The 22,315-nt window shown below is 40.5% G+C and carries 27 protein-coding genes; all 27 read left to right on the top strand.

Annotation, left to right across the window (positions count from 1 at the left end; all coding sequences use genetic code 11):
* Positions 1-140 precede the first annotated feature (140 nt).
* Positions 141-3,737 carry a DNA-directed RNA polymerase subunit beta gene (rpoB, locus tag J5J05_RS06180; RefSeq protein WP_208559800.1) on the top strand — a complete coding sequence of 1,199 codons (3,597 nt, stop codon included), beginning with the start codon at positions 141-143 and terminating at the stop codon, positions 3,735-3,737.
* Positions 3,738-3,920: 183 nt separating this feature from the next.
* Positions 3,921-7,550: a DNA-directed RNA polymerase subunit beta' gene (rpoC, locus tag J5J05_RS06175; protein ID WP_208559799.1), complete on the top strand. Its 3,630-nt coding sequence runs from the start codon at positions 3,921-3,923 to the stop codon at positions 7,548-7,550.
* A gap of 388 nt (positions 7,551-7,938) precedes the next feature.
* On the top strand, positions 7,939-8,349 hold the full coding sequence (rpsL, locus tag J5J05_RS06170) for a 30S ribosomal protein S12 (protein WP_208559798.1): 411 nt from the start codon (positions 7,939-7,941) through the stop codon (positions 8,347-8,349).
* Positions 8,350-8,406: 57 nt separating this feature from the next.
* Positions 8,407-8,877, top strand: coding sequence for a 30S ribosomal protein S7 (gene rpsG / locus J5J05_RS06165; RefSeq protein ID WP_208559796.1), 471 nt, complete (start codon positions 8,407-8,409; stop codon positions 8,875-8,877).
* 137 nt (positions 8,878-9,014) lie between these two features.
* Entirely contained in the window at positions 9,015-11,108 is a 2,094-nt protein-coding gene (gene fusA / locus J5J05_RS06160; protein ID WP_208559793.1) for an elongation factor G, read from the top strand.
* A gap of 134 nt (positions 11,109-11,242) precedes the next feature.
* Positions 11,243-12,427, top strand: coding sequence for an elongation factor Tu (gene tuf / locus J5J05_RS06155; protein ID WP_208559792.1), 1,185 nt, complete (start codon positions 11,243-11,245; stop codon positions 12,425-12,427).
* A gap of 418 nt (positions 12,428-12,845) precedes the next feature.
* Positions 12,846-13,154: a 30S ribosomal protein S10 gene (rpsJ, locus tag J5J05_RS06150; RefSeq protein ID WP_072693478.1), complete on the top strand. Its 309-nt coding sequence runs from the start codon at positions 12,846-12,848 to the stop codon at positions 13,152-13,154.
* A 32-nt stretch (positions 13,155-13,186) separates the two neighbouring features.
* Entirely contained in the window at positions 13,187-13,825 is a 639-nt protein-coding gene (gene rplC / locus J5J05_RS06145; protein WP_208559791.1) for a 50S ribosomal protein L3, read from the top strand.
* 26 nt (positions 13,826-13,851) lie between these two features.
* The gene (rplD, locus tag J5J05_RS06140; protein WP_208559790.1) at positions 13,852-14,475 is read left to right on the top strand and encodes a 50S ribosomal protein L4; all 624 of its coding nucleotides are present in this window, start codon (positions 13,852-13,854) and stop codon (positions 14,473-14,475) included.
* On the top strand, positions 14,475-14,768 hold the full coding sequence (gene rplW, locus J5J05_RS06135; RefSeq protein WP_208559789.1) for a 50S ribosomal protein L23: 294 nt from the start codon (positions 14,475-14,477) through the stop codon (positions 14,766-14,768). Before rplD ends, rplW begins: the two co-directional genes overlap by 1 nt.
* Positions 14,769-14,852: 84 nt before the next feature.
* Positions 14,853-15,686, top strand: coding sequence for a 50S ribosomal protein L2 (gene rplB, locus J5J05_RS06130; protein WP_208559788.1), 834 nt, complete (start codon positions 14,853-14,855; stop codon positions 15,684-15,686).
* Between the two features lie 51 nt (positions 15,687-15,737).
* Positions 15,738-16,013, top strand: a complete 276-nt coding sequence (rpsS, locus tag J5J05_RS06125) for a 30S ribosomal protein S19 (RefSeq protein ID WP_208559787.1) — start codon at positions 15,738-15,740, stop codon at positions 16,011-16,013.
* Between the two features lie 21 nt (positions 16,014-16,034).
* The gene (rplV, locus tag J5J05_RS06120) at positions 16,035-16,391 is read left to right on the top strand and encodes a 50S ribosomal protein L22 (protein ID WP_208559786.1); all 357 of its coding nucleotides are present in this window, start codon (positions 16,035-16,037) and stop codon (positions 16,389-16,391) included.
* Positions 16,392-16,394: 3 nt separating this feature from the next.
* Entirely contained in the window at positions 16,395-17,051 is a 657-nt protein-coding gene (gene rpsC / locus J5J05_RS06115) for a 30S ribosomal protein S3 (protein ID WP_208559784.1), read from the top strand.
* Between the two features lie 3 nt (positions 17,052-17,054).
* On the top strand, positions 17,055-17,486 hold the full coding sequence (gene rplP / locus J5J05_RS06110) for a 50S ribosomal protein L16 (RefSeq protein ID WP_208559783.1): 432 nt from the start codon (positions 17,055-17,057) through the stop codon (positions 17,484-17,486).
* Positions 17,476-17,670, top strand: coding sequence for a 50S ribosomal protein L29 (rpmC, locus tag J5J05_RS06105; protein WP_208559780.1), 195 nt, complete (start codon positions 17,476-17,478; stop codon positions 17,668-17,670). The genes rplP and rpmC overlap by 11 nt, the downstream gene beginning before the upstream one ends.
* A gap of 34 nt (positions 17,671-17,704) precedes the next feature.
* Positions 17,705-17,968, top strand: coding sequence for a 30S ribosomal protein S17 (rpsQ, locus tag J5J05_RS06100; protein WP_208559778.1), 264 nt, complete (start codon positions 17,705-17,707; stop codon positions 17,966-17,968).
* Between the two features lie 78 nt (positions 17,969-18,046).
* Complete coding sequence (gene rplN, locus J5J05_RS06095; RefSeq protein ID WP_072693467.1) at positions 18,047-18,415, top strand: 50S ribosomal protein L14; 369 nt, start codon at positions 18,047-18,049, stop codon at positions 18,413-18,415.
* 34 nt (positions 18,416-18,449) lie between these two features.
* Positions 18,450-18,755 carry a 50S ribosomal protein L24 gene (gene rplX / locus J5J05_RS06090; protein ID WP_208559777.1) on the top strand — a complete coding sequence of 102 codons (306 nt, stop codon included), beginning with the start codon at positions 18,450-18,452 and terminating at the stop codon, positions 18,753-18,755.
* Between the two features lie 28 nt (positions 18,756-18,783).
* Positions 18,784-19,323 (top strand): 50S ribosomal protein L5, encoded by a 540-nt coding sequence (gene rplE / locus J5J05_RS06085; protein ID WP_208559776.1) that lies wholly within the window; start codon positions 18,784-18,786, stop codon positions 19,321-19,323.
* A gap of 33 nt (positions 19,324-19,356) precedes the next feature.
* Positions 19,357-19,542, top strand: coding sequence for a type Z 30S ribosomal protein S14 (locus tag J5J05_RS06080; RefSeq protein ID WP_208559775.1), 186 nt, complete (start codon positions 19,357-19,359; stop codon positions 19,540-19,542).
* A 35-nt stretch (positions 19,543-19,577) separates the two neighbouring features.
* On the top strand, positions 19,578-19,976 hold the full coding sequence (rpsH, locus tag J5J05_RS06075; protein WP_208559774.1) for a 30S ribosomal protein S8: 399 nt from the start codon (positions 19,578-19,580) through the stop codon (positions 19,974-19,976).
* A gap of 31 nt (positions 19,977-20,007) precedes the next feature.
* A complete protein-coding gene (gene rplF / locus J5J05_RS06070) occupies positions 20,008-20,544 on the top strand; it encodes a 50S ribosomal protein L6 (RefSeq protein ID WP_208559773.1) in 537 nt (178 codons plus the stop codon).
* Between the two features lie 206 nt (positions 20,545-20,750).
* Positions 20,751-21,116: a 50S ribosomal protein L18 gene (gene rplR, locus J5J05_RS06065; protein WP_341868509.1), complete on the top strand. Its 366-nt coding sequence runs from the start codon at positions 20,751-20,753 to the stop codon at positions 21,114-21,116.
* 22 nt (positions 21,117-21,138) lie between these two features.
* Complete coding sequence (gene rpsE, locus J5J05_RS06060) at positions 21,139-21,642, top strand: 30S ribosomal protein S5 (RefSeq protein ID WP_208559771.1); 504 nt, start codon at positions 21,139-21,141, stop codon at positions 21,640-21,642.
* Between the two features lie 14 nt (positions 21,643-21,656).
* The gene (rpmD, locus tag J5J05_RS06055) at positions 21,657-21,836 is read left to right on the top strand and encodes a 50S ribosomal protein L30 (RefSeq protein ID WP_208559770.1); all 180 of its coding nucleotides are present in this window, start codon (positions 21,657-21,659) and stop codon (positions 21,834-21,836) included.
* Positions 21,837-21,872: 36 nt separating this feature from the next.
* Positions 21,873-22,313, top strand: a complete 441-nt coding sequence (gene rplO / locus J5J05_RS06050) for a 50S ribosomal protein L15 (protein WP_208559769.1) — start codon at positions 21,873-21,875, stop codon at positions 22,311-22,313.
* Positions 22,314-22,315: the final 2 nt, after the last annotated feature.

Below are 22,315 nucleotides of genomic sequence, written 5' to 3'. Positions count from 1 at the left end.
TCTTTTGTATTTTTTTTGGTCTAAAACAGGAAAACAAGCGACATTTTAAACAAATTGTCACACTTGTAACCGAAACGTAACAATTAGACTGAGTAAATGAAACAAGCCATACATTGAATATTAACGAGGGGTGAAATAAGTTGGCAGGCCATAATGTGAATTACGGTAAACACCGTATCAGAAAAAGTTTTTCACGAATCAACGAAGTGCTGGAACTCCCGAATTTGATCGAAATACAGACAGATTCATACGAATGGTTTTTAGAAGACGGATTGAGAGAGATGTTCAAAGATATCTCGCCAATCGAAGATTTTTCTGGGAATCTATCATTGGAGTTTACAGATTACAAATTACAACAACCAAAATATACAGTAGATGAAGCGAGACAACATGATTCAAACTACTCTGCTCCACTATATGTTAAATTACGTTTGATCAACAAAGAAACAGGAGAAGTGAAAGAACAAGAAGTGTTCTTTGGAGACTTCCCGCTAATGACTGAACAAGGTACGTTCATTATCAATGGTGCTGAACGTGTAATTGTTTCTCAACTAGTCCGTTCACCTGGTGTTTATTTCAGCCCTAAAGTTGAAAAAAATGGTATGGAAGGCTTCGGCACAACAGTTATTCCTAACAGAGGTGCTTGGTTAGAGTATGAAACAGATTCAAAAGGATTATCAAATGTTCGTATTGACCGTACACGTAAGATTCCGTTAAGTGTACTTGTTCGTGCATTAGGTTTTGGTTCTGATGATGAGATCTTAGATCTTTTCGGATCAAACGAAAGCTTGAAAGCGACATTAGAAAAAGATGTTCACAAAAACAGTGCAGATTCTCGAGTAGAAGAAGCGTTGAAAGATGTATACGAACGTCTACGTCCGGGTGAGCCTAAAACGGCTGATTCATCAAGAAGTTTATTAACGACTCGTTTCTTTGATCCTAAACGTTATGATTTAGCACGAGTAGGACGTTACAAAATCAATAAAAAACTTGATCTTAAAATCCGTTTAATGGGCTTGACGCTTGCTGAGACACTTGTAGATCCTGAAACTGGTGAACTACTAGCTAAAGAAGGTACGGAAGTGACACGCGATGTCATGGATAATCTAGGACCGCATTTAGATAATGGTCTTGGTGGTATAACGATTCACCCTTCAGATGAAGGTGTTGTACCTGAACCAATCGAATTACAAGTTGTTAAAGTGTATTCGCCTATTGATTCTGATCGTGTAGTCAACATCATCGGAAACGGTACGCCAGACCGCGAAGTGAAATATGTGCTTCCAGCTGACATGATCGCTTCAATGAGTTACTTCTTTAACTTACAAGAAGGCATCGGCGAAACAGACGACATCGACCACTTAGGTAACCGTCGTATTCGTTCAGTTGGTGAATTATTACAAAATCAATTCCGTATCGGTTTATCTCGTATGGAGCGTGTTGTCCGTGAACGTATGTCTATACAAGACACGTCTACAACAACACCACAACAATTAGTTAACATTCGTCCAGTTGTTGCATCAATCAAAGAATTCTTTGGTTCTTCACAGCTATCTCAATTCATGGATCAAACGAATCCACTAGGTGAGTTAACACATAAAAGACGTCTATCAGCATTAGGACCCGGTGGTTTAACACGTGACCGTGCTGGATATGAAGTTCGAGATGTTCACTATTCTCACTATGGTCGTATGTGTCCGATTGAAACGCCTGAGGGCCCGAACATCGGGTTGATCAACAGTTTATCAACATATGCGAAAATCAACGAATATGGGTTCATTGAAACTCCTTATCGTAAAGTAGACCGTGAAAATTTACGTGTTACAGATGAAATTCACTACCTGACAGCAGATGTGGAGGATCTTTACGTTGTTGCTCAAGCGAATGCACCGTTGAATGAAGATGGTACATTTACAAACGACATCGTATTAGCACGTACAAAAAATAAAAATGAAGAGATCGATGTTAAGAAAGTCGATTACATGGATGTATCGCCTAAACAAGTTGTTTCCGTTGCGACAGCCAGTATTCCTTTCTTAGAAAACGATGATTCAAACCGTGCATTGATGGGTGCGAACATGCAACGCCAAGCCGTTCCGTTGATGCAACCTGAAGCACCGCTTGTTGGTACAGGTATCGAACACCTTGCAGCACGTGACTCTGGAGCAGCGATCATTGCAAAACATGATGGTGTTGTTGAGTATGTAGACGCGAAACAAGTACGTGTTCGTAGAGAAGACGGTACACTAGATCAATATAACATTGCGAAATTCAAACGTTCAAATGCTGGTACTTCTTATAACCAGCGTGCCCTAGTGAGTAAAGACGAAAAAGTAGACAAGGGAGATATCTTAGCGGATGGTCCTTCTATGGAAAATGGAGAAATGGCGTTAGGCCGTAATCCACTGATCGCTTTTACAACATTCGACGGTTATAACTTTGAAGATGCGATCATCATGAGTGAACGTCTGGTTAAAGATGATGTATACACTTCTATTCATATTGAAGAATTTGAATCAGAAGCACGTGATACAAAACTTGGACCTGAAGAAATCACACGTGAATTACCAAACGTCGGAGAAGATGCATTGAAACATCTTGATGACCGTGGAATTATTCGTATCGGTGCAGAAGTAAAAGATGGCGACATTCTTGTTGGTAAAGTAACGCCTAAAGGTGTATCTGAATTATCTGCAGAAGAAAAACTGTTACATGCAATCTTTGGAGAAAAAGCTCGTGAAGTTCGTGATACATCTCTACGCGTACCACATGGTGGCGGCGGAATCGTACACGATGTTAAAATCTTTACGCGTGAAGCTGGAGACGAATTGTCACCAGGCGTTAACTTCTTGGTTCGTGTATTCATCGTTCAAAAACGTAAAATCAACGTTGGAGATAAGATGGCGGGTCGTCACGGAAACAAAGGGGTTATCTCATTGATCCTTCCTGAAGAGGATATGCCATTTATGCCAGATGGAACACCAGTAGATATCATGCTGAACCCACTGGGTGTGCCTTCACGTATGAATATCGGTCAAGTTATCGAACTTCATATGGGTATGGCAGCACGTAAACTGGGTATCCACATTGCTTCACCAGTATTTGATGGTGCACATGAGGAAGATATCTGGGAAACAATCAAAGAAGCTGGAATGGACGACGACGCGAAAACCGTCTTATATGATGGACGTACAGGAGAAGAGTTCGACAACAAAGTATCTGTCGGCGTTATGTACTATATCAAACTAGCCCACATGGTTGACGATAAACTGCATGCTCGTTCAACAGGTCCGTACTCTCTTGTTACACAACAACCACTTGGTGGTAAAGCACAATTTGGTGGACAACGTTTTGGAGAGATGGAAGTTTGGGCACTGGAAGCCTACGGTGCAGCTTATACACTACAAGAAATCTTGACTTACAAGTCAGATGATGTAGTCGGTCGTGTGAAAACTTATGAAGCGATCGTTAAAGGCGAACCAATTCCACGTCCAGGCGTGCCAGAATCATTCCGCGTACTTGTAAAAGAATTACAGTCACTTGGATTAGATCTGAAAGTTCTAGATAAAGAAAGCTTGCCAATTGATCTTCAAGACACAGAAGAAGACGATGATTACGGTAATGTAGACTCACTAGAAGAAATGAAAAAAGAACAAGACATTAAACGTGCTGAAGAAGCGCAACAACGCGCTGATGAAGAAGTATTAACTGAATCGCAAGAACAAGAAACTGAGTAACTCGTTTTAAAAGAAACACCATAGAAGGGTAAGACAAGCTGAGCAGCTTAGATGCGTGGAGGCCACCTCTAAAATGTATGTAATCATTTGGAGCTGGCCCTATCGCGTTCTCTGGACTGCTCGGTACCGTCTTGTTCTGGAGCTTTAGGGCAGCTCACAATCTAATAAAGGGAGGTCGCCCCTTTGATCGATGTTAATAATTTTGAAAGTATTCAAATTGGCTTAGCTTCACCAGATAAGATCCGCAGCTGGTCTTTTGGAGAAGTTAAAAAACCAGAAACAATCAACTACCGAACACTTAAACCTGAAAAAGATGGACTGTTTTGTGAAAGAATCTTTGGACCAACCAAAGATTACGAATGTTCTTGTGGTAAATACAAACGCGTTCATTACAAAGGAATCGTTTGTGATCGTTGTGGCGTAGAAGTTACAAAGTCTAAAGTACGTCGTGAACGTATGGGACACTTGGAACTTGCTGCACCAGTAACACACATCTGGTACTTTAAAGGTATCCCAAGTCGTATGGGTCTTGTATTAGATATGAGTCCTCGTGCACTTGAGGAAATCATTTATTTTGCATCTTACGTTGTAACAGATGCTGGTGAAACACCACTTGAGAAAAAACAATTGATGACAGAACGCGAATATCGCGAACGTCGTGCACAGTATGGTACTGACTTCCAAGCAGAAATTGGTGCGGAAGCAATCAAAACATTATTGAACGACGTAGATCTTGTTGAAGAAGTTGCAGAGTTAAAAGAACTTCTACAATCAGCTACTGGTCAAAAACGTACGAGAGCGGTTCGCCGTCTAGATATTCTAGAAGCATTCCGTAACTCTGGTAACCACCCGTCTTGGATGGTTATGGACGTTGTTCCTGTTATTCCTCCTGAGCTTAGACCAATGGTTCAGCTTGAAGGTGGACGTTTTGCAACAAGTGATTTGAACGACTTATATAGACGTGTGATCAACCGTAACAACCGTCTGAAAAGACTGTTGGATCTGAATGCACCGCATATCATCGTTCAAAATGAGAAACGTATGTTACAAGAAGCCGTTGATGCATTAGTAGATAATGGCCGTCGTGGACGTGCTGTAACTGGACCGGGTAACCGTCCGCTTAAATCACTTTCTCATATGCTTAAAGGTAAGCAAGGACGTTTCCGTCAAAACTTACTGGGTAAACGTGTAGATTATTCTGGCCGTTCTGTTATCGTAGTAGGACCAAGCCTTAAAATGTATCAATGTGGTTTGCCAAAAGAAATGGCGATTGAACTCTTTAAACCTTTCGTTATGCGCGAATTGGTTGCTAGAGACATTGCAAATAATATCAAAAACGCTAAACGTAAAGTAGAGCGTATGGACGAAGAAATCTGGGAAGTGCTTGAAGATGTTATTCGTGAGCATCCGGTTCTTCTTAACCGCGCACCTACATTACACCGTTTGGGTATCCAAGCGTTTGAACCGATCTTAGTTGAAGGAAAAGCCATTCGTCTTCACCCATTAGTCTGTGAAGCATATAATGCCGATTTCGATGGGGACCAAATGGCGGTCCACGTACCACTAAGTGACGAAGCACAAGCAGAAGCACGTATCTTGATGCTAGGTGCACAAAACATCTTGAACCCTAAAGATGGTAAGCCAGTTGTTACACCATCTCAGGATATGGTATTGGGTAACTACTATCTGACAATGGAAGATCCAGAACGCGAAGGAGAAGGTATGATCTTCTCAAGCACTTCAGAAGCGATTCAGGCTTACCAAAGTGGATATGTACACTTACACTCACGTGTAGGGATCCATACTTCAGCGGTTCCGAATAAACCATTTACAGAATGGCAAAAAGACAAGTACTTGATTACAACTGTTGGTAAGTTGATTTTTAACGAAATTATGCCTGCAGAATTCCCGTACTTGAATGAACCAACGCAAGTTAACTTAGAAAAACAAACACCCGATCACTACTTTGTTGAATATGGTACAGATATTCCTGAGCACATCAAAAATCAGGAAATCGTTAAACCATTCAAGAAAAACAACTTAGGGAATGTTATCGCGGAAGTTTTTAAACGATTCCACGTGACAGAAACATCAAAAATGCTCGATTTAATGAAAAACCTTGGATACAAGTATTCAACTAAATCAGGTATTACTGTTGGGATCGCAGATATTTCAAACTTGAAAGAAAAAGAAGAAATTCTTGAAAAAGCACACGAACAAGTTGAACGTATCGATGCTTCTCATAGACGTGGTCTGATTACAGAAGAAGAACGTTATACTTCAGTTATCAATGTCTGGACAAAAACGAAAGACTTGATTCAAAATCACTTGATGAATTCATTGGATGCTAAAAATAACATCTTCATGATGAGTGATTCTGGAGCTCGTGGTAACATCTCCAACTTTACTCAACTTGCGGGTATGCGTGGATTGATGGCCGCTCCGAGTGGACGTATCATGGAATTGCCGATCACTTCTAACTTCCGTGAAGGGCTATCTGTATTGGAAATGTTCATCTCTACCCACGGCGCTCGTAAAGGTATGACGGATACGGCCCTTAAAACAGCCGATTCAGGTTACTTGACTCGTCGTCTAGTAGATGTTGCACAAGACGTTATCATTCGTGAAGATGACTGTGGAACAAAACGTGGTCTATTGGTTACAGCAATCAAGGATGGAAACGAAGAAATCGAACCATTAGAAGATCGTATTATTGGTCGTTATGCTCGTAAAACAGTTAAGCACCCTGAAACAGGTGCTGTGATGGTTGCAGAAAATGAATTGATCACTGAAGATCTAACAAAAGAGATCATCGAAGCTGGTATTGAAGAAGTAACAATCCGTTCCGTATTCAACTGTAATACGAATCACGGTGTATGTAAGAAATGTTATGGTCGTAACTTAGCAACTGGCCGTCAAGTAGAAGTTGGGGAAGCAGTTGGAACAATTGCAGCTCAATCTATCGGACAACCAGGAACGCAGTTGACAATGCGTACGTTCCATACCGGTGGGGTTGCCGGAGACGATATTACACAAGGTTTACCTCGTGTACAAGAAATCTTCGAAGCACGTCACCCTAAAGGACAAGCGATGATCACTGAAGTTACCGGAGAAATTGCGTCTATCGATGAGAATCCATCAGAACGTACTAAAGATATTGTGGTAAAAGGTGCAACAGATACACGTACCTATACACTTCCAATCAACGCACGTTTACGTGTTAAAGAAGGAAGCTATATCGAACGTGGTGATGCATTCAACGATGGTTCAGTAGATCCTAAAGAATTACTCGCAGTAAGTAATGTGCTCAAATTACAAAACTACTTGCTACAAGAAGTTCAAAGTGCCTACCGTAGTCAAGGGGTAGAAATCGGAGATAAACACGTTGAGGTTATGGTTCGTCAGATGCTTCGTAAAGTACGCGTTCTGGATCCAGGTGACACAACGATTCTACCAGGTAGCCTAATGGACATTCATGATTTCAAAGATCAGAACAAAGCGACACTATTATCAGGTGGATTACCTGCAACAGCACGTCCAGTACTATTGGGGATTACGAAAGCATCGCTTGAAACGAACAGTTTCTTGTCAGCTGCTTCATTCCAAGAAACGACACGTGTGTTAACAGATGCAGCGATTCGCGGTAAAAATGATAAACTGATCGGTCTGAAAGAGAATGTTATCATTGGTAAATCTATTCCAGCCGGAACAGGTATGAAAGTTTATAATGAGATGAAACCTAAAAGTGTAGGCGTTGTAAGCGAAAATGTTTACAGCATCAACGATGAAGTAAGTTCATCAACAGAAGAATAAAAAGACTGATGAGAAGAGTAGGAGCATGATTCTCCTACTCGAAACTCATCATTATATAAAAAAAATCTATTAGAACGTTGACACCTTATACTAGACGTGGTACTATTCTAGAGGTGCTTTTGTGTACAGATTCCTGTTCTAGATCGTTTAAGCTCGATAGAGTCAACAGTCGTTCAGACTGGAATACAAGAGCCGTTAATCTACCGTATCATTTAGGAAATGTTCCTTCAACGACAGTAGTCAGATGAAGGTCTGAGTATGTCGGGATGCAATTTGATGCAGTCGCTTGAACAAGCGATTTATTCTTTTGCTCAATGAAGAACCGCCTGGATGTGTGGGTCTAGAAAAACCATTATTTATAAGAAAAGACGGAAGGAGGAAACAATAAATGCCTACTATTAATCAATTGATTCGTAAACCTCGTAAATCAAAAATTGAGAAATCTGAATCACCAGCATTGAACAGAGGATATAACACTCAGAAACGTAAACAAACGACTGTATATTCTCCACAAAAACGTGGTGTTTGTACTCGTGTAGGAACAATGACTCCTAAGAAACCAAACTCTGCTTTACGTAAATATGCTCGTGTTCGTTTATCTAACATGATTGAAGTAACTGCATACATTCCAGGAGAAGGACACAACTTGCAAGAACATAGTGTTGTCTTGCTTCGTGGAGGACGTGTTAAAGATTTACCGGGAGTTCGTTACCACATCGTTCGTGGTGCGCTTGATACTGCTGGAGTTGCTGAACGTAAACAAGGCCGTTCTAAATACGGTACTAAAAAACCTAGCTAAGGCTGGTTAAAAAAACATTAAACCTTAAAATACTATTCTGTGAAAGGAGGAATTTACATGCCTCGTAAAGGTCCTGTTACAAAACGTGACGTGTTACCAGATCCAATTTATAATTCTAAATTAGTTTCTCGTTTGATCAACCGCTTGATGGTTGACGGTAAACGTGGAAAAGCTTCTACAATCTTATATGATGCATTCGCTGCAATCAAAGAACAAACTGGAAATGATCCAATCGAAGTGTTTGAAGAAGCACTTAAAAATATCATGCCAGTTCTTGAAGTTAAAGCTCGCCGTGTTGGGGGTTCTAACTACCAAGTACCTGTAGAAGTACGTCCTGATCGTCGTACGACTTTAGCATTGCGTTGGTTAGTTAACTACGCACGTCTTCGTGGAGAAAACACCATGGAAGATCGTCTAGCTAAAGAAATTATGGATGCAGCTAACAACACTGGTGCTTCTGTTCGTAAACGTGAAGAAATGCACCGTATGGCTGAAGCTAACAAAGCTTTCGCTCATTACCGTTGGTAATATAAATCAGGAATGTGTTCAGCAGAGGTTGTTTCTTGTCTTCAAGAAGCAATACTCGCTGACTCATTCTTTTATGCTGTATAATTGATTCATGCATAAGCATGAATAGAATGAATTAAAGAGAGGTGTAGAGACAAGTGGCTAAAAGAAAATTCCCTCTAGAAAAAACACGTAATATCGGTATCATGGCTCACATCGATGCTGGTAAAACGACTACTACAGAGCGTATTCTTTATTATACTGGTCGTATCCACAAAATTGGTGAAACACACGAAGGTGCTTCACAAATGGACTGGATGGAACAGGAACAAGAACGTGGTATTACAATCACTTCTGCAGCTACAACTGCTCAGTGGAATAACCACCGCGTAAATATCATCGATACTCCTGGACACGTAGATTTTACCGTTGAGGTAGAACGTTCATTAAGAGTATTAGATGGTGCGGTTGCCGTATTAGATGCACAATCAGGTGTAGAACCTCAAACTGAAACAGTTTGGCGTCAAGCTACAACTTATGGTGTACCTCGTATTGTATTCGTAAACAAAATGGATAAACTAGGTGCTAACTTCCTAGATGCTAACCATTCAATGCACGATCGTCTTATGGCTAATGCACATCCTATCCAATTACCAATTGGTGCGGAAGATGACTTTAGCGGAATCATTGACTTGGTTCGCATGAAGGCTTTCATGTATGGTAACGACTTGGGAACTGAGATTTCTGAAGAAGAAATCCCAGCTGATTACCAAGAACTTGCTGAAGAATGGCACAACAAATTAGTTGAAGCTGTTGCTGAAATGGATGAAGATCTAATGATGCAATACCTTGAAGGAGAAGAAATCTCTCAAGAGCAACTAAAAGAAGGTATCCGTAAAGCAACTTTAAGCGTTGAATTCTACCCAGTATTAGTAGGGTCAGCATTCAAAAATAAAGGTGTACAATTGCTATTAGATGCGGTTGTTGACTATCTTCCTTCTCCGTTAGATGTACCTGCAATTCAAGGACACTCTCAAAGAGATCCCGAAGAAGTTATCGAGCGTACTGCTGGCGATGATAAACCTTTCTCTGCATTAGCATTTAAAGTTATGACTGACCCTTATGTAGGTCGTTTAACATTCTTCCGTGTATATTCAGGTTCATTAGAATCAGGATCATACATCTTGAATGCAACTAAAGACTCTCGTGAGCGTGTAGGTCGTATCCTACAAATGCATGCAAACTCGCGTGAAGAGATTCCAGAAGTATTCTCTGGAGATATCGCTGCTGCAGTTGGATTGAAAGATACAACTACTGGTGACACTTTGTGTGACACTGACAGCCCGGTTATCCTTGAATCAATGGACTTCCCTGAACCGGTTATCCAAGTAGCGATTGAACCAAAATCAAAAGCTGACCAAGATAAAATGGGTATTGCATTGCAAAAACTAGCGGAAGAAGATCCTACTTTCCGTGCTGAAACTGATCAAGAAACTGGGGAAACATTAATCTCTGGTATGGGCGAGTTACACTTAGATATCATCGTTGACCGTATGAAACGCGAATTCAAAGTTGAAGCTAACGTTGGTGCTCCTCAAGTATCATATCGTGAGACATTCACTAAATCAGTTGAATCAGAAGGTAAATTTGTTCGTCAGTCTGGTGGTAAAGGTCAATTCGGTCACGTATGGATTGAATTTACACCAAACGAAGAAGGAGCAGGTTTCGAATTTGAAGATGCTATCGTTGGTGGGGTTGTTCCACGTGAATACATTCCTGCAGTTAAAGCTGGACTAGAAGCTTCTCTAGACAACGGAGTATTAGCTGGATATCCATTAGTGGACGTTAAAGCGAAACTTTATGATGGTTCTTACCACGATGTCGATTCGAATGAAACGGCATTTAAAGTAGCAGCTTCTCTTGCATTGAAAAATGCAGCGAAAAGAGCTGGTGCAGTAATTCTTGAGCCGGTTATGGCTGTAGACGTTACAGTTCCAGAAGATTACATGGGTGATATCATGGGTCACATTTCTGCACGTCGTGGAAATATCGAGGGTTCTGAACAACGTGGTAATTCAATGATCGTTAGAGGTATGATTCCTTTAGCTGAGATGTTTGGTTACGCAACTACACTACGTTCTGCAACTCAAGGTCGTGGTACATTCTCTATGCAATTTGATCACTATGATCAAGTGCCTAAGAGTATTGCTGAAGAAATCATCAAGAAAAATGGCGGATCTGACTCAGAATAATTTATTCTGAGCATTCGCTCAAACTGATTGATTAATTACTGATTACTCGGTATAATCATATGTGATAAAATGGAATAAAAACTGTGATTTTTATTCCAATTAAATGAACACAATCTAAGGAGGAAATGTTTAAAATGGCTAAACAAAAATTTGACCGTACAAAACAACACATGAACATTGGTACAATCGGACACGTTGACCACGGTAAAACAACTTTAACTGCTGCAATCACTACTGTATTATCTAAAAAAGGATATGCAGAAGCACAAGCATACGACAGCATTGACGGAGCTGCTGAAGAAAAAGAACGTGGAATCACGATCTCTACTTCACACGTTGAGTACGAAACTGATACTCGTCACTACGCACACGTTGACTGCCCAGGTCACGCGGATTACGTTAAAAACATGATCACTGGTGCTGCACAAATGGACGGAGCTATCTTGGTAGTTTCTGCTGCTGACGGCCCAATGCCTCAAACTCGTGAGCACATCTTGCTTTCACGTCAAGTAGGTGTTCCATACATCGTTGTTTTCTTAAACAAAGTTGATATGGTTGATGATGAAGAATTACTAGAATTAGTTGAAATGGAAGTTCGTGACTTATTATCAGAATACGAATTCCCTGGTGACGACATTCCTGTAGTTGCTGGATCAGCGCTTAAAGCTCTTGAAGGTGACGAAGATTACCAACAAAAAATTCTTGATCTTATGGATGAAGTAGATAACTACATCCCAGCTCCAGAACGTCACGCTGACAGACCATTCATGATGCCAGTTGAGGATGTATTCTCAATTACTGGACGTGGAACTGTTGCAACTGGACGTGTTGAGTCTGGTAAAGTTTCTGTTGGTGACGAGATTGAAGTTATCGGTATCAAAGATACTGCTAAAACAACTGTTACTGGTGTTGAAATGTTCCGTAAATTGTTAGATTACGCTGAAGCGGGAGATAACATTGGAGCACTTTTACGTGGTATGTCACGCGATGACATCGAACGTGGACAAGTATTAGCTAAACCAGGTTCAATTACACCACATACTGTATTTGACGCTGAAGTTTATGTTCTTTCAAAAGAAGAGGGTGGACGTCACACTCCATTCTTCACTAACTACCGTCCTCAGTTCTACTTCCGTACAACTGACGTAACTGGTATCGTTGAATTGAACGAAGGTACTGAAATGGTTATGCCTGGAGACAACACAACAATGAAAGTTAGTCTTATTGCACCAATCGCTGTAGAAGACGGAACTAAATTCACTATTCGTGAAGGTGGCCGTACTGTTGGAGCGGGCGTTGTAACTAACATCATCGAATAATTATTATTCGGTTGAATCTTGCTTAACAACTTAGAAAGAACACCATCTCGGATTATTCGAGGTGGTGTTCTTTTTTTTTTAATCGTTATAAGCTAGGTGTACATTCTATAGAAGAAACACGTCTTTAAGATAGTTTCATCCATAAATATCGAGTGTTAAAATTTATTTATCCTTTTTTTGAAAATAAATAAAAAAAGGGTTGATTCTGTATTGTATTGTCTGTATACTTGTATAGGTGTCTGCGAGGTACTTATTTTGTGCGGAGAAATAAAAAAACGTGCAAGTGGGTAATAACTTCAGATCCAGGGCTTTGAAGCGAGAGGTTGCGACACACCCGGGTGCATTGCCATGGTGGGTGAGTTGGAAAAATTTTCGTGGAGCTAGGTTTATTTTTTAAATAAGCGAAGGAGGGAAAAACATGGCAAAACAAAAGATTCGTATTCGTTTGAAAGCATATGAACACCGTGTGCTTGATCAATCTGCTGACAAAATCGTAGAAACGGCAAAAAGAACTGGGGCAACTGTTTCAGGTCCGATTCCATTACCTACTGAACGTAAATTGTATACAATTATCCGTTCACCGCATAAATACAAAGATTCACGTGAGCAATTTGAAATGCGCACACACAAACGTCTAATCGACATTGTGAACCCAACACCGAAAACAGTTGATGCTTTAACTAAGCTAGACTTACCATCAGGTGTAGATATCGAAATTAAATTATAATACTATAAAAAACTTATAACGGAGGTGTACTCATGACCAAAGGAATCTTAGGTAAGAAAGTCGGAATGACACAAATCTTCAGCGAAACAGGAGAATTAGTTCCTGTAACAGTAATCGAAGCAGCTCCTAACGTTGTTTTACAAGTTAAAACAGTTGAAACTGACGGTTACAATTCAGTTCAATTAGGATTCGACGACAAACGCGAAGTACTATCAAACAAACCGGCACAAGGTCATGTTAAGAAAGCTAACACGACTCCTAAGCGCTTCATTAGAGAATTACGAGATGCTGAGCTTGGAGACGTCGAAGTAGGAAACGAAATTACAGTAGAAACATTCGCAGAAGGCGACATTGTGGATGTTACTGGGACTTCAAAAGGTAAAGGATTCCAAGGTGTTATCAAACGCCACGGACAATCACGTGGGCCTGAAACTCACGGATCTCGTTATCACCGTCGTCCTGGTTCAATGGGTGGCGCATCTGATCCATCACGCGTATTCCCTGGTAAGAAATTAGCAGGACGTATGGGTGGAGACACAGTAACTGTACAAAACCTTGAAATCGTACGTGTTGACGCTGAGCGTAACGTACTATTGATCAAAGGAAATGTACCAGGAGCTAAAAAATCACTTATTCAAATCCAATCTGCACTTAAAGCAGGGAACAAGTAATAGATTAGGAAGGGAGGACAAGCAGAATGCCAACTGTAGCGTTATACAAACAAGATGGAACGCAAAATGGTGAAGTAACATTGAATGATGCGGTCTTTGGTATCGAACCAAACGAAAGTGTCGTATTTGATGCAATTACCATGCAACGCGCTTCTTTAAGACAAGGAACACACGCGGTTAAAAACCGTAGTGCAGTACGTGGCGGGGGACGTAAACCGTGGCGTCAAAAAGGAACTGGACGTGCTCGTCAAGGGTCTATCCGTTCACCACAATGGCGTGGAGGTGGAGTAGTCTTCGGACCAACACCACGTTCATATGGCTATAAATTACCGAAAAAAGTTCGTCGTTTAGCGATTAGATCTGTACTATCAACTAAAGTGATAGATCAAGAATTAGTCGTAGTAGATGGTTTGAACTTTGACGCACCAAAAACTAAAGAGTTCAGAGCTGTTCTAACAAACTTAGATGCTGGCAAAAAGGTCTTAGTAGTGTTGGAAAACGACAATGAATTTGCAGCGCTGTCAGCTCGCAACCTTCCAGGGGTAAAAGTTGTTGCACCAAACAACGTATCTGTACTGGACGTAGTTGCTCATGACAAGCTCATCTTAACGAAGGCTGCTCTGGAAAAAGTAGAGGAGGCACTTCAATAATGAATGCACGTGACGTAATTTTACGCCCGATCATCACTGAAGCTTCTATGAATGCTATGGACGATAAAAAGTACACATTCGAAGTAGATGTTCGCGCTAAGAAAACTACAGTAAAACAAGCAATCGAAGAAATCTTCGATGTTAAAGTTAAAAAAGTAAACATCATTAATACTGCACCAAAACCAAAACGTATGGGTCGTTACATGGGCTATACTAAAAAACGTCGTAAAGCGATCGTTACTTTAACAACTGATTCGAACGATATCACTATCTTCGGAGAAGAAAACGAATAAGAATAAGACTTACTTCTAGAGAGGTAAGTAAAGCTGGTTCAATAGTAGAAACAGCTACATGATTATTACAAGGAGGGGAATTGCGTGGCGATTAAAAAGTACAAACCTACCACAAACGGACGTCGTAACATGACTGGGTCAGATTTCGCTGAAATCACAACTAGCACACCAGAAAAAAGTTTGCTAGCTCCAAGCCCAAAACGTGCTGGACGTAACAACAAAGGTAGAATCACAGTCCGTCATCAAGGCGGCGGCCACAAGCAAAGATACCGTATCATTGATTTCAAACGTCAGAAAGACGGCGTTCGCGGTATTGTAAAAACAGTTGAGTATGATCCAAACCGCTCAGCAAACATTTCATTAATCCAATATGAAGATGGTGTTAAAACTTACATTTTAGCTCCTAAAGGTATTGAAGTTGGACAAAGCATTATGTCTGGTGAAGATGTAGATATCAAAATTGGTAATGCACTTCCACTAGCTAACATTCCTGTTGGTTCTGTTATCCACAATATCGAGTTGAAACCTGGTAAAGGTGGACAATTAGCTCGTTCAGCTGGAACTTCTGCTCAAATCCTTGGTAAAGAAGGAAAATACGTACTTGTACGTTTGAGATCTGGAGAAAGCCGTCTGATTCTTGCTAGCTGCCGTGCAACTCTTGGTTCAGTTGGTAACGAACAACACGAATTAATCAACATTGGTAAAGCCGGTCGTAACCGTTGGAAAGGCAAACGCCCTTCTGTACGTGGATCTGTAATGAACCCGAACGATCACCCACACGGTGGTGGTGAAGGTAAAGCACCAATCGGTCGTCCAAGCCCGATGACTCCATGGGGTAAACCGACTCTTGGTAAGAAAACTCGTAATGGTAAGAATCGTTCAGATAAACTTATCGTTCGTCGTCGTAAAAACAAATAATAAAACTTAAATGAAGAAAACTCAGGATTCATCCTGGAAGGAGGGCAATACATGAGCCGTAGTTTGAAAAAGGGACCTTTTGTCGATGCTCATTTGATGAAAAAAGTTCGTGAACTTGGTGAAGACAACAAACGTGTTATCAAAACATGGTCACGTCGCTCAACGATCTTCCCGAACTTTGTAGGTCACACCATTGCCGTATATGATGGAAGAAAACATGTGCCAGTTTATGTTCAAGAAGACATGGTTGGTCACAAACTAGGTGAGTTTGCACCAACAAGAACATACCGTGGACACGGTAAAGATGATCGCACAACTAGACGTTAATAGCGAAGGGAGGAAATTTCCATGGCAGAAACAGTAACAGCAGCAAAAGCGACTGCTCGTACAGTCCGTATTGCGCCTCGTAAAGCTAGATTAGTAGTCGATACTATTCGTGGCAAAAGTGCTGCAGAAGCTATTTCTATCCTTCGCTTCACTAACCGCGGAGCATCTGAAGAGGTAGAAAAAGTTTTAATGTCAGCAATTGCAAATGCTGAGCATAATTACGATATGGATATCGAAGAATTATTTGTAAGTGAAGCCTATGTCAACGAAGGAGCTACTTTAAAAAGATTCCGTCCGCGCGCAAAAGGTGCAGCTTCAAGAATCAACAAACGTACAAGCCACATTACAGTAGTGGTATCAGAGAAGAAGGAGGGGTAATCTGTGGGACAAAAAATAAACCCTAATGGTATGCGTGTTGGCGTCATCCGTGATTGGGACGCTAAATGGTATGCAGAAAAAGACTTTGCGGACACATTGCTAGAAGACTTAGCTGTTCGTGAATATATTGCAGAAAAATTAAGCACTGCTTCAGTTTCACGTGTTGAGATCGAACGTGCTGCAAACAGAATCAACTTGTCAATTCACACTGCTAAGCCAGGAATGGTTATTGGTAAAGGTGGATCAGAAGTTGACTCACTAAGAAATAAACTAAACAGTATGACTGGCAAACGTGTTCACGTCAATATTGTTGAAATTAAAAGACCAGATCTTGATGCTACTTTAGTAGCTAAAAGTATCGCTGAACAACTTGAAAACCGTATCTCATTCCGTCGTGCTCAGAAACAAGCAATTCAACGTACTATGCGTTCTGGCGCTAAAGGAATTCGTACAATGGTATCAGGTCGTTTAAACGGGGCAGACATGGCCCGTAACGAAAGCTTTTCTGAAGGAACAGTTCCATTGCACACTATCCGTGCTGACATCGATTTTGCTAACGAAGAAGCAGATACAACTTACGGTAAAATCGGCGTAAAAGTATGGATTTACAAAGGAGAAGTTCTTCCAGGAATGACTCAGAACCAGAAGGGAGGAAAATAATCAATGTTAGTACCAAAACGTGTAAAACACCGTCGTGAGTTCCGTGGTAAAATGCGAGGCGAAGCGAAAGGTGGAAAAGAAATTGCTTACGGTCAATACGGCTTACAAGCAGTTGACTCAACTTGGATTACAAGTCGTCAGATAGAATCTGCTCGTATCGCTATGACACGTTACATGAAACGTGGTGGGAAAGTATGGATTAAAATTTTCCCTCACAAACCGGTGACAGCTAAAGCAATTGGTGTACGTATGGGTTCCGGTAAAGGAGCTCCTGAGAGCTGGGTAGCACCCGTAAAACGTGGTAAAATCATGTTTGAAATCGGTGGCGTATCTGAAGAAGTAGCTCGCGAAGCATTGCGTTTAGCTTCACACAAACTACCAGTTAAAACTAAGGTAGTAACTCGTGAAGAAAGTGGTGACTCACATGAAGGCTAATGAATTAAAAGGCTTATCCACTACTGAATTAATTGAAAAAGAAGCAGAGTACAAAGAAGAACTATTCAACTTGCGCTTTCAGTTAGCTACAGGACAACTAGAAAACACATCGCGCATCAAAGATGTCCGTAAAAACATCGCACGTGTCAAAACAGTTTTGCGTCAAGCTGAATTAGTTAAGTAATCGTGCCTGATCTGTATTCAAAGGAGGCTGGAAAATGGCTGAACGTAACAACCGTAAAGTGTATCAAGGTAAAGTTGTTTCTGACAAGATGGACAAAACTATCGTTGTAGAAATTTCTACACAAAAACAACACCGTAAATACCAAAAACGCATGAAATATTCAACAAAATTCAAAGCTCATGACGAAAACAATGTTGCCAAAACTGGAGATATCGTTAGAATCATGGAAACTCGTCCATTATCTAAAGATAAACGATTCCGTTTACTAGATGTGGTTGAAGAAGCAGTAGTTTTATAGGATAAAATTATAGTGTGAGCCTATTAGGCGACACAACGAAGAATTCGTTCTTCGTGAGTTTGAAAGGAGGATCCTAACGTGATTCAAACAGAAAGTCGAATGAAAGTCGCTGACAACTCTGGTGCACGCGAAGTACTTGTTATTAAAGTACTAGGCGGATCAGGTGCAAAGACTGCCAATATCGGAGACGAAGTAGTTGTAACTGTTAAACATGCAACACCAGGCGGCGTTGTTAAAAAGGGTGAAGTTGTTCGTGCCGTAATCGTACGTACAAAATCAGGAGCTCGTCGTCCAGACGGTTCATATATTAAATTTGACGAAAATGCTTGTGTTATTATTCGTGAAGACAAAGCACCACGTGGAACACGTATCTTCGGACCAGTTGCTCGTGAATTGCGTGAGAATGACTTTATGAGAATTGTTTCGTTAGCTCCGGAAGTTCTTTAATTCCGACAAATGTCATAAGGAGGTGCGCTAGAGAATGTTTGTAAAATCAGGAGACAAAGTTAAAATTTTAGCTGGTAAAGATAAAGGTAAGCAAGGTACGATCTTGAAAGCTTTACCAAAACAAAACAAAGTTGTTGTTGAAGGTATCAATATCATGAAGAAACATACCCGTCCTACAGGTATGGGCCAAGAAGGCGGAATAGTCGAGACAGAAGCGCCTATTCACGTTTCTAACGTTCAATTGATCGATCCTAAAACAAATGAACCTACAAGAGTAGGATATAAAGTTGAAGATGGTAAAAAAGTACGTTACGCTAAGAAATCTGGCGAAACACTTTAATAATAGTAGGAAAGGAGGGCATTCATAAATGACACGCCTTAAAGATAAATATCTTAATGATGTACGTCCATCATTAGTAGAAAAATTTGAGTATAGTTCAGTTATGCAAGCACCAACTGTAGACAAAATCGTCTTAAACATTGGTGTTGGTGACGCTGTATCTAATACAAAAAATCTAGATAAAGCAGTAGAAGAATTAACGTTGATCGCTGGTCAAAAACCAGTTATTACTCGCGCTAAAAAATCTATCGCTAGTTTCCGTTTACGTGAAGGTATGCCAATCGGTACTAAAGTAACTTTACGTGGGGAACGCATGTATGATTTCCTGGACAAATTAGTAACTGTTTCTCTACCTCGTGTACGTGACTTCCGTGGTGTTAGCAAAAATGCTTTCGACGGACGTGGAAACTACACGTTAGGTGTTAAAGAGCAACTAATCTTCCCAGAGATCGATTATGATGATGTCGATAAAGTTCGCGGAATGGACATCGTTATCGTTACAACGGCTAATACAGATGAAGAAGCTCGTGAATTACTTGGACAATTGGGAATGCCGTTCCAAAAATAACCACGACACCTTATTAGGAGGGAAAATGTAGAGATGGCTAAAAAATCTATGATTCAAAAGAACAAAAAACCAGCCAAGTTTTCGACTCGTGAGTATACTCGTTGTGAACGTTGTGGACGCCCACATTCAGTATATCAACAATTTAAATTGTGCCGTATTTGCTTGCGTGAGCTAGCTTATAAAGGACAAATACCTGGCTTGAAAAAAGCAAGCTGGTAAAAACAGAAAACTTGTCATAAAGGAGGATATAACGAATGGTCATGACAGATCCTATCGCAGATTTCTTGACTCGTGTACGTAACGCTAATAATGCTCGTCATACGAAAGTAGAAATTCCTGCTTCAAACATTAAAAAAGGTATGGCCCAAATCCTGAAAAATGAAGGATTCGTAAAAGATTTCGAATTCGTGGAAGATGACAAACAAGGAATCGTCCGCATTTTCTTGAAATATGGTCAAAATGACGAACGTGTTATTACTGGTTTGAAACGTATTTCAAAACCAGGATTACGCGTCTACGTTAAAGCTGAAGAAATGCCAAAAGTATTGAACGGTCTAGGAGTTGCGCTTGTTTCTACGTCAGAAGGCGTTGTAACGGATAAAACTGCTCGTTCTAAAAACATCGGTGGAGAAGTCCTCGCGTACGTTTGGTAATAAACATAAAGAATGAAGGAGGTGCCGTACTTTGAGTCGTATCGGAAATAAACCTATTACTATTCCTGAAGGTGTAGAAATCGACCTTAACGGAACAGAAATTACAGTTAAAGGTAAAAATGGCGAGTTATCTCGTACACTAAGCCCAGTTATTTCAATCAACATTGAAGATAACGTAATGACATTCACAAGACCTGATGAATCTAAAGCAAGCCGTACTATCCATGGAACTACACGAGCTGTCGTGAACAACATGGTAGAAGGTGTAACTGAAGGATTCCAAAAAACACTTGAATTAGTGGGTGTTGGTTACCGTGCACAATTGCAAGGTAAAACATTAGTATTAAACGTTGGTCTTTCACACACAGTTGAATTCGAAGAAATCGAAGGATTAACTGTTGAAGTACCATCAAATACTGTTGTCGTAGTTAAAGGTGCTAACAAAGAAAAAGTTGGCGCATTAGCTGCAAACATCAGAGCCGTTCGTCCACCTGAGCCATATAAAGGTAAAGGTATTCGTTACCAAGGCGAACAAATTCGTCGTAAAGAAGGTAAAACAGGTAAATAATGCATTCAAGTCGAACTTAAACTTGAAATGTCCAGAATCAGTTGCGGATCATACACTTCGTATGATCTTACTGCTCGGTCTGAAACATTTCAGCCTATTTCTAAGTCAGTTAGCTGATTTCAGTAATAAACTTGTTCGACTTAACTTTGCGTTGACCTAATGAGTAAGCTATACTCAATTTAGTTTGAGTAATAAATATTAAAGAGGTGACAATTGTGATTTCAAAACCAGATAAAAACAAATTACGTCAAAAAAGACACAAACGTGTCCGTAGAAATCTTTCTGGTACTGCAGAGCGCCCACGTTTGAACGTATTCCGTTCTAATAAAAACATCTACGCTCAAGTAATTGACGACGTAGAGGGTGTAACGCTCGCAAGTGCATCTACCTTAGATACTGATGTTTCAGGTGATTCTAAAGTGGCTCAAGCTGCAGCTGTTGGTGAACTAGTAGCTAAGCGTGCAAGTGAGAAAAACGTTACAGAAGTAGTATTTGATCGTGGTGGATACCAATATCACGGGCGTGTTCAAGCATTAGCTGACGCAGCTCGCGAAAACGGACTAAAATTCTAGAGTAAAGGAGGAGTTAAGGTACATGACAACTCATATTGATGCAGCAAAATTAGATCTTGAAGACCGCGTTGTAGAAATCAACCGTGTAACTAAAGTTGTTAAAGGTGGACGTCGTCTACGATTCGCAGCACTAGTTGTTGTTGGAGATAAAAATGGACATGTTGGATTCGGTACTGGTAAAGCACAAGAAGTTCCTGAAGCAATCCGTAAAGCGATTGAAGCAGCGAAAACTAACCTTGTTGAAGTACCAATGGTCGGAACAACATTACCTCACGAAGTCATTGGACGCCATGGTGGCGGAAGAATTATCATGAAACCAGCTGTTGCCGGTTCTGGAATTTCTGCTGGTGGACCTGTTCGTGCCGTACTGGAATTAGCTGGTGTACAAGATGTTTCTTCTAAATCAGTTGGATCTAGTTCTCCAATTAACATGGTTCGTGCTACTATCGATGGTATTAGCAAATTAAAACGCGCTGAAGAAGTTGCAAAACTTCGTGGCAAATCTGTAGAAGAATTACTTGGATAAGGAGGGATGACACAATGGCAAATCTAGAAATTACTTTAAAGCGTAGTTTAATTGGTCGTCCTCAAAACCAACATCAGGTAGTTAAATCTCTAGGTCTTAGAAAAACAAACTCGTCTGTTGTAAGACCAGATAATGATGCAGTCAGAGGCGCAATCAAAAAAATCGCTCATTTAATTGACGTAAAAGAAGTTTAGTAAGTCTAAGTTTAACTAAAGGAGGTGCCAAGATTTATGAAACTTCATGAATTAAAACCTGCAGAAGGTTCTCGTAAAACACGTAACCGTGTTGGACGTGGTTCGTCTTCTGGTAATGGTAAAACATCAGGTCGTGGTCAAAAAGGACAAAAAGCTCGTTCAGGTGGCGGAACTCGTCTAGGGTTCGAAGGTGGACAAACTCCATTATTCCAAACAATACCAAAACGTGGGTTCACAAACTACAACCGTAAAGAATTCGCTATCGTTAACTTAGATTCATTGAATCGTTTTGACGCAGATACAGAAGTAACTCCAGAATTATTGATTGAAACAGGTGTTGTTAAAAACAAAAAATCCGGTGTGAAAGTATTAGCGAAAGGAAATATCGATCGCAAACTTACTGTTAAAGCACACAAGTTCTCAACTGCTGCTAAAGAAGCGATTGAAGCTGCCGGTGGATCAGTAGAGGTGATCTAATT

Source organism: Marinilactibacillus kalidii, assembly GCF_017599325.1.
GTDB classification, from domain to species: Bacteria; Bacillota; Bacilli; order Lactobacillales; family Carnobacteriaceae_A; genus Marinilactibacillus; species Marinilactibacillus kalidii.
This window is presented reverse-complemented; position numbering and strand designations above follow the sequence as displayed.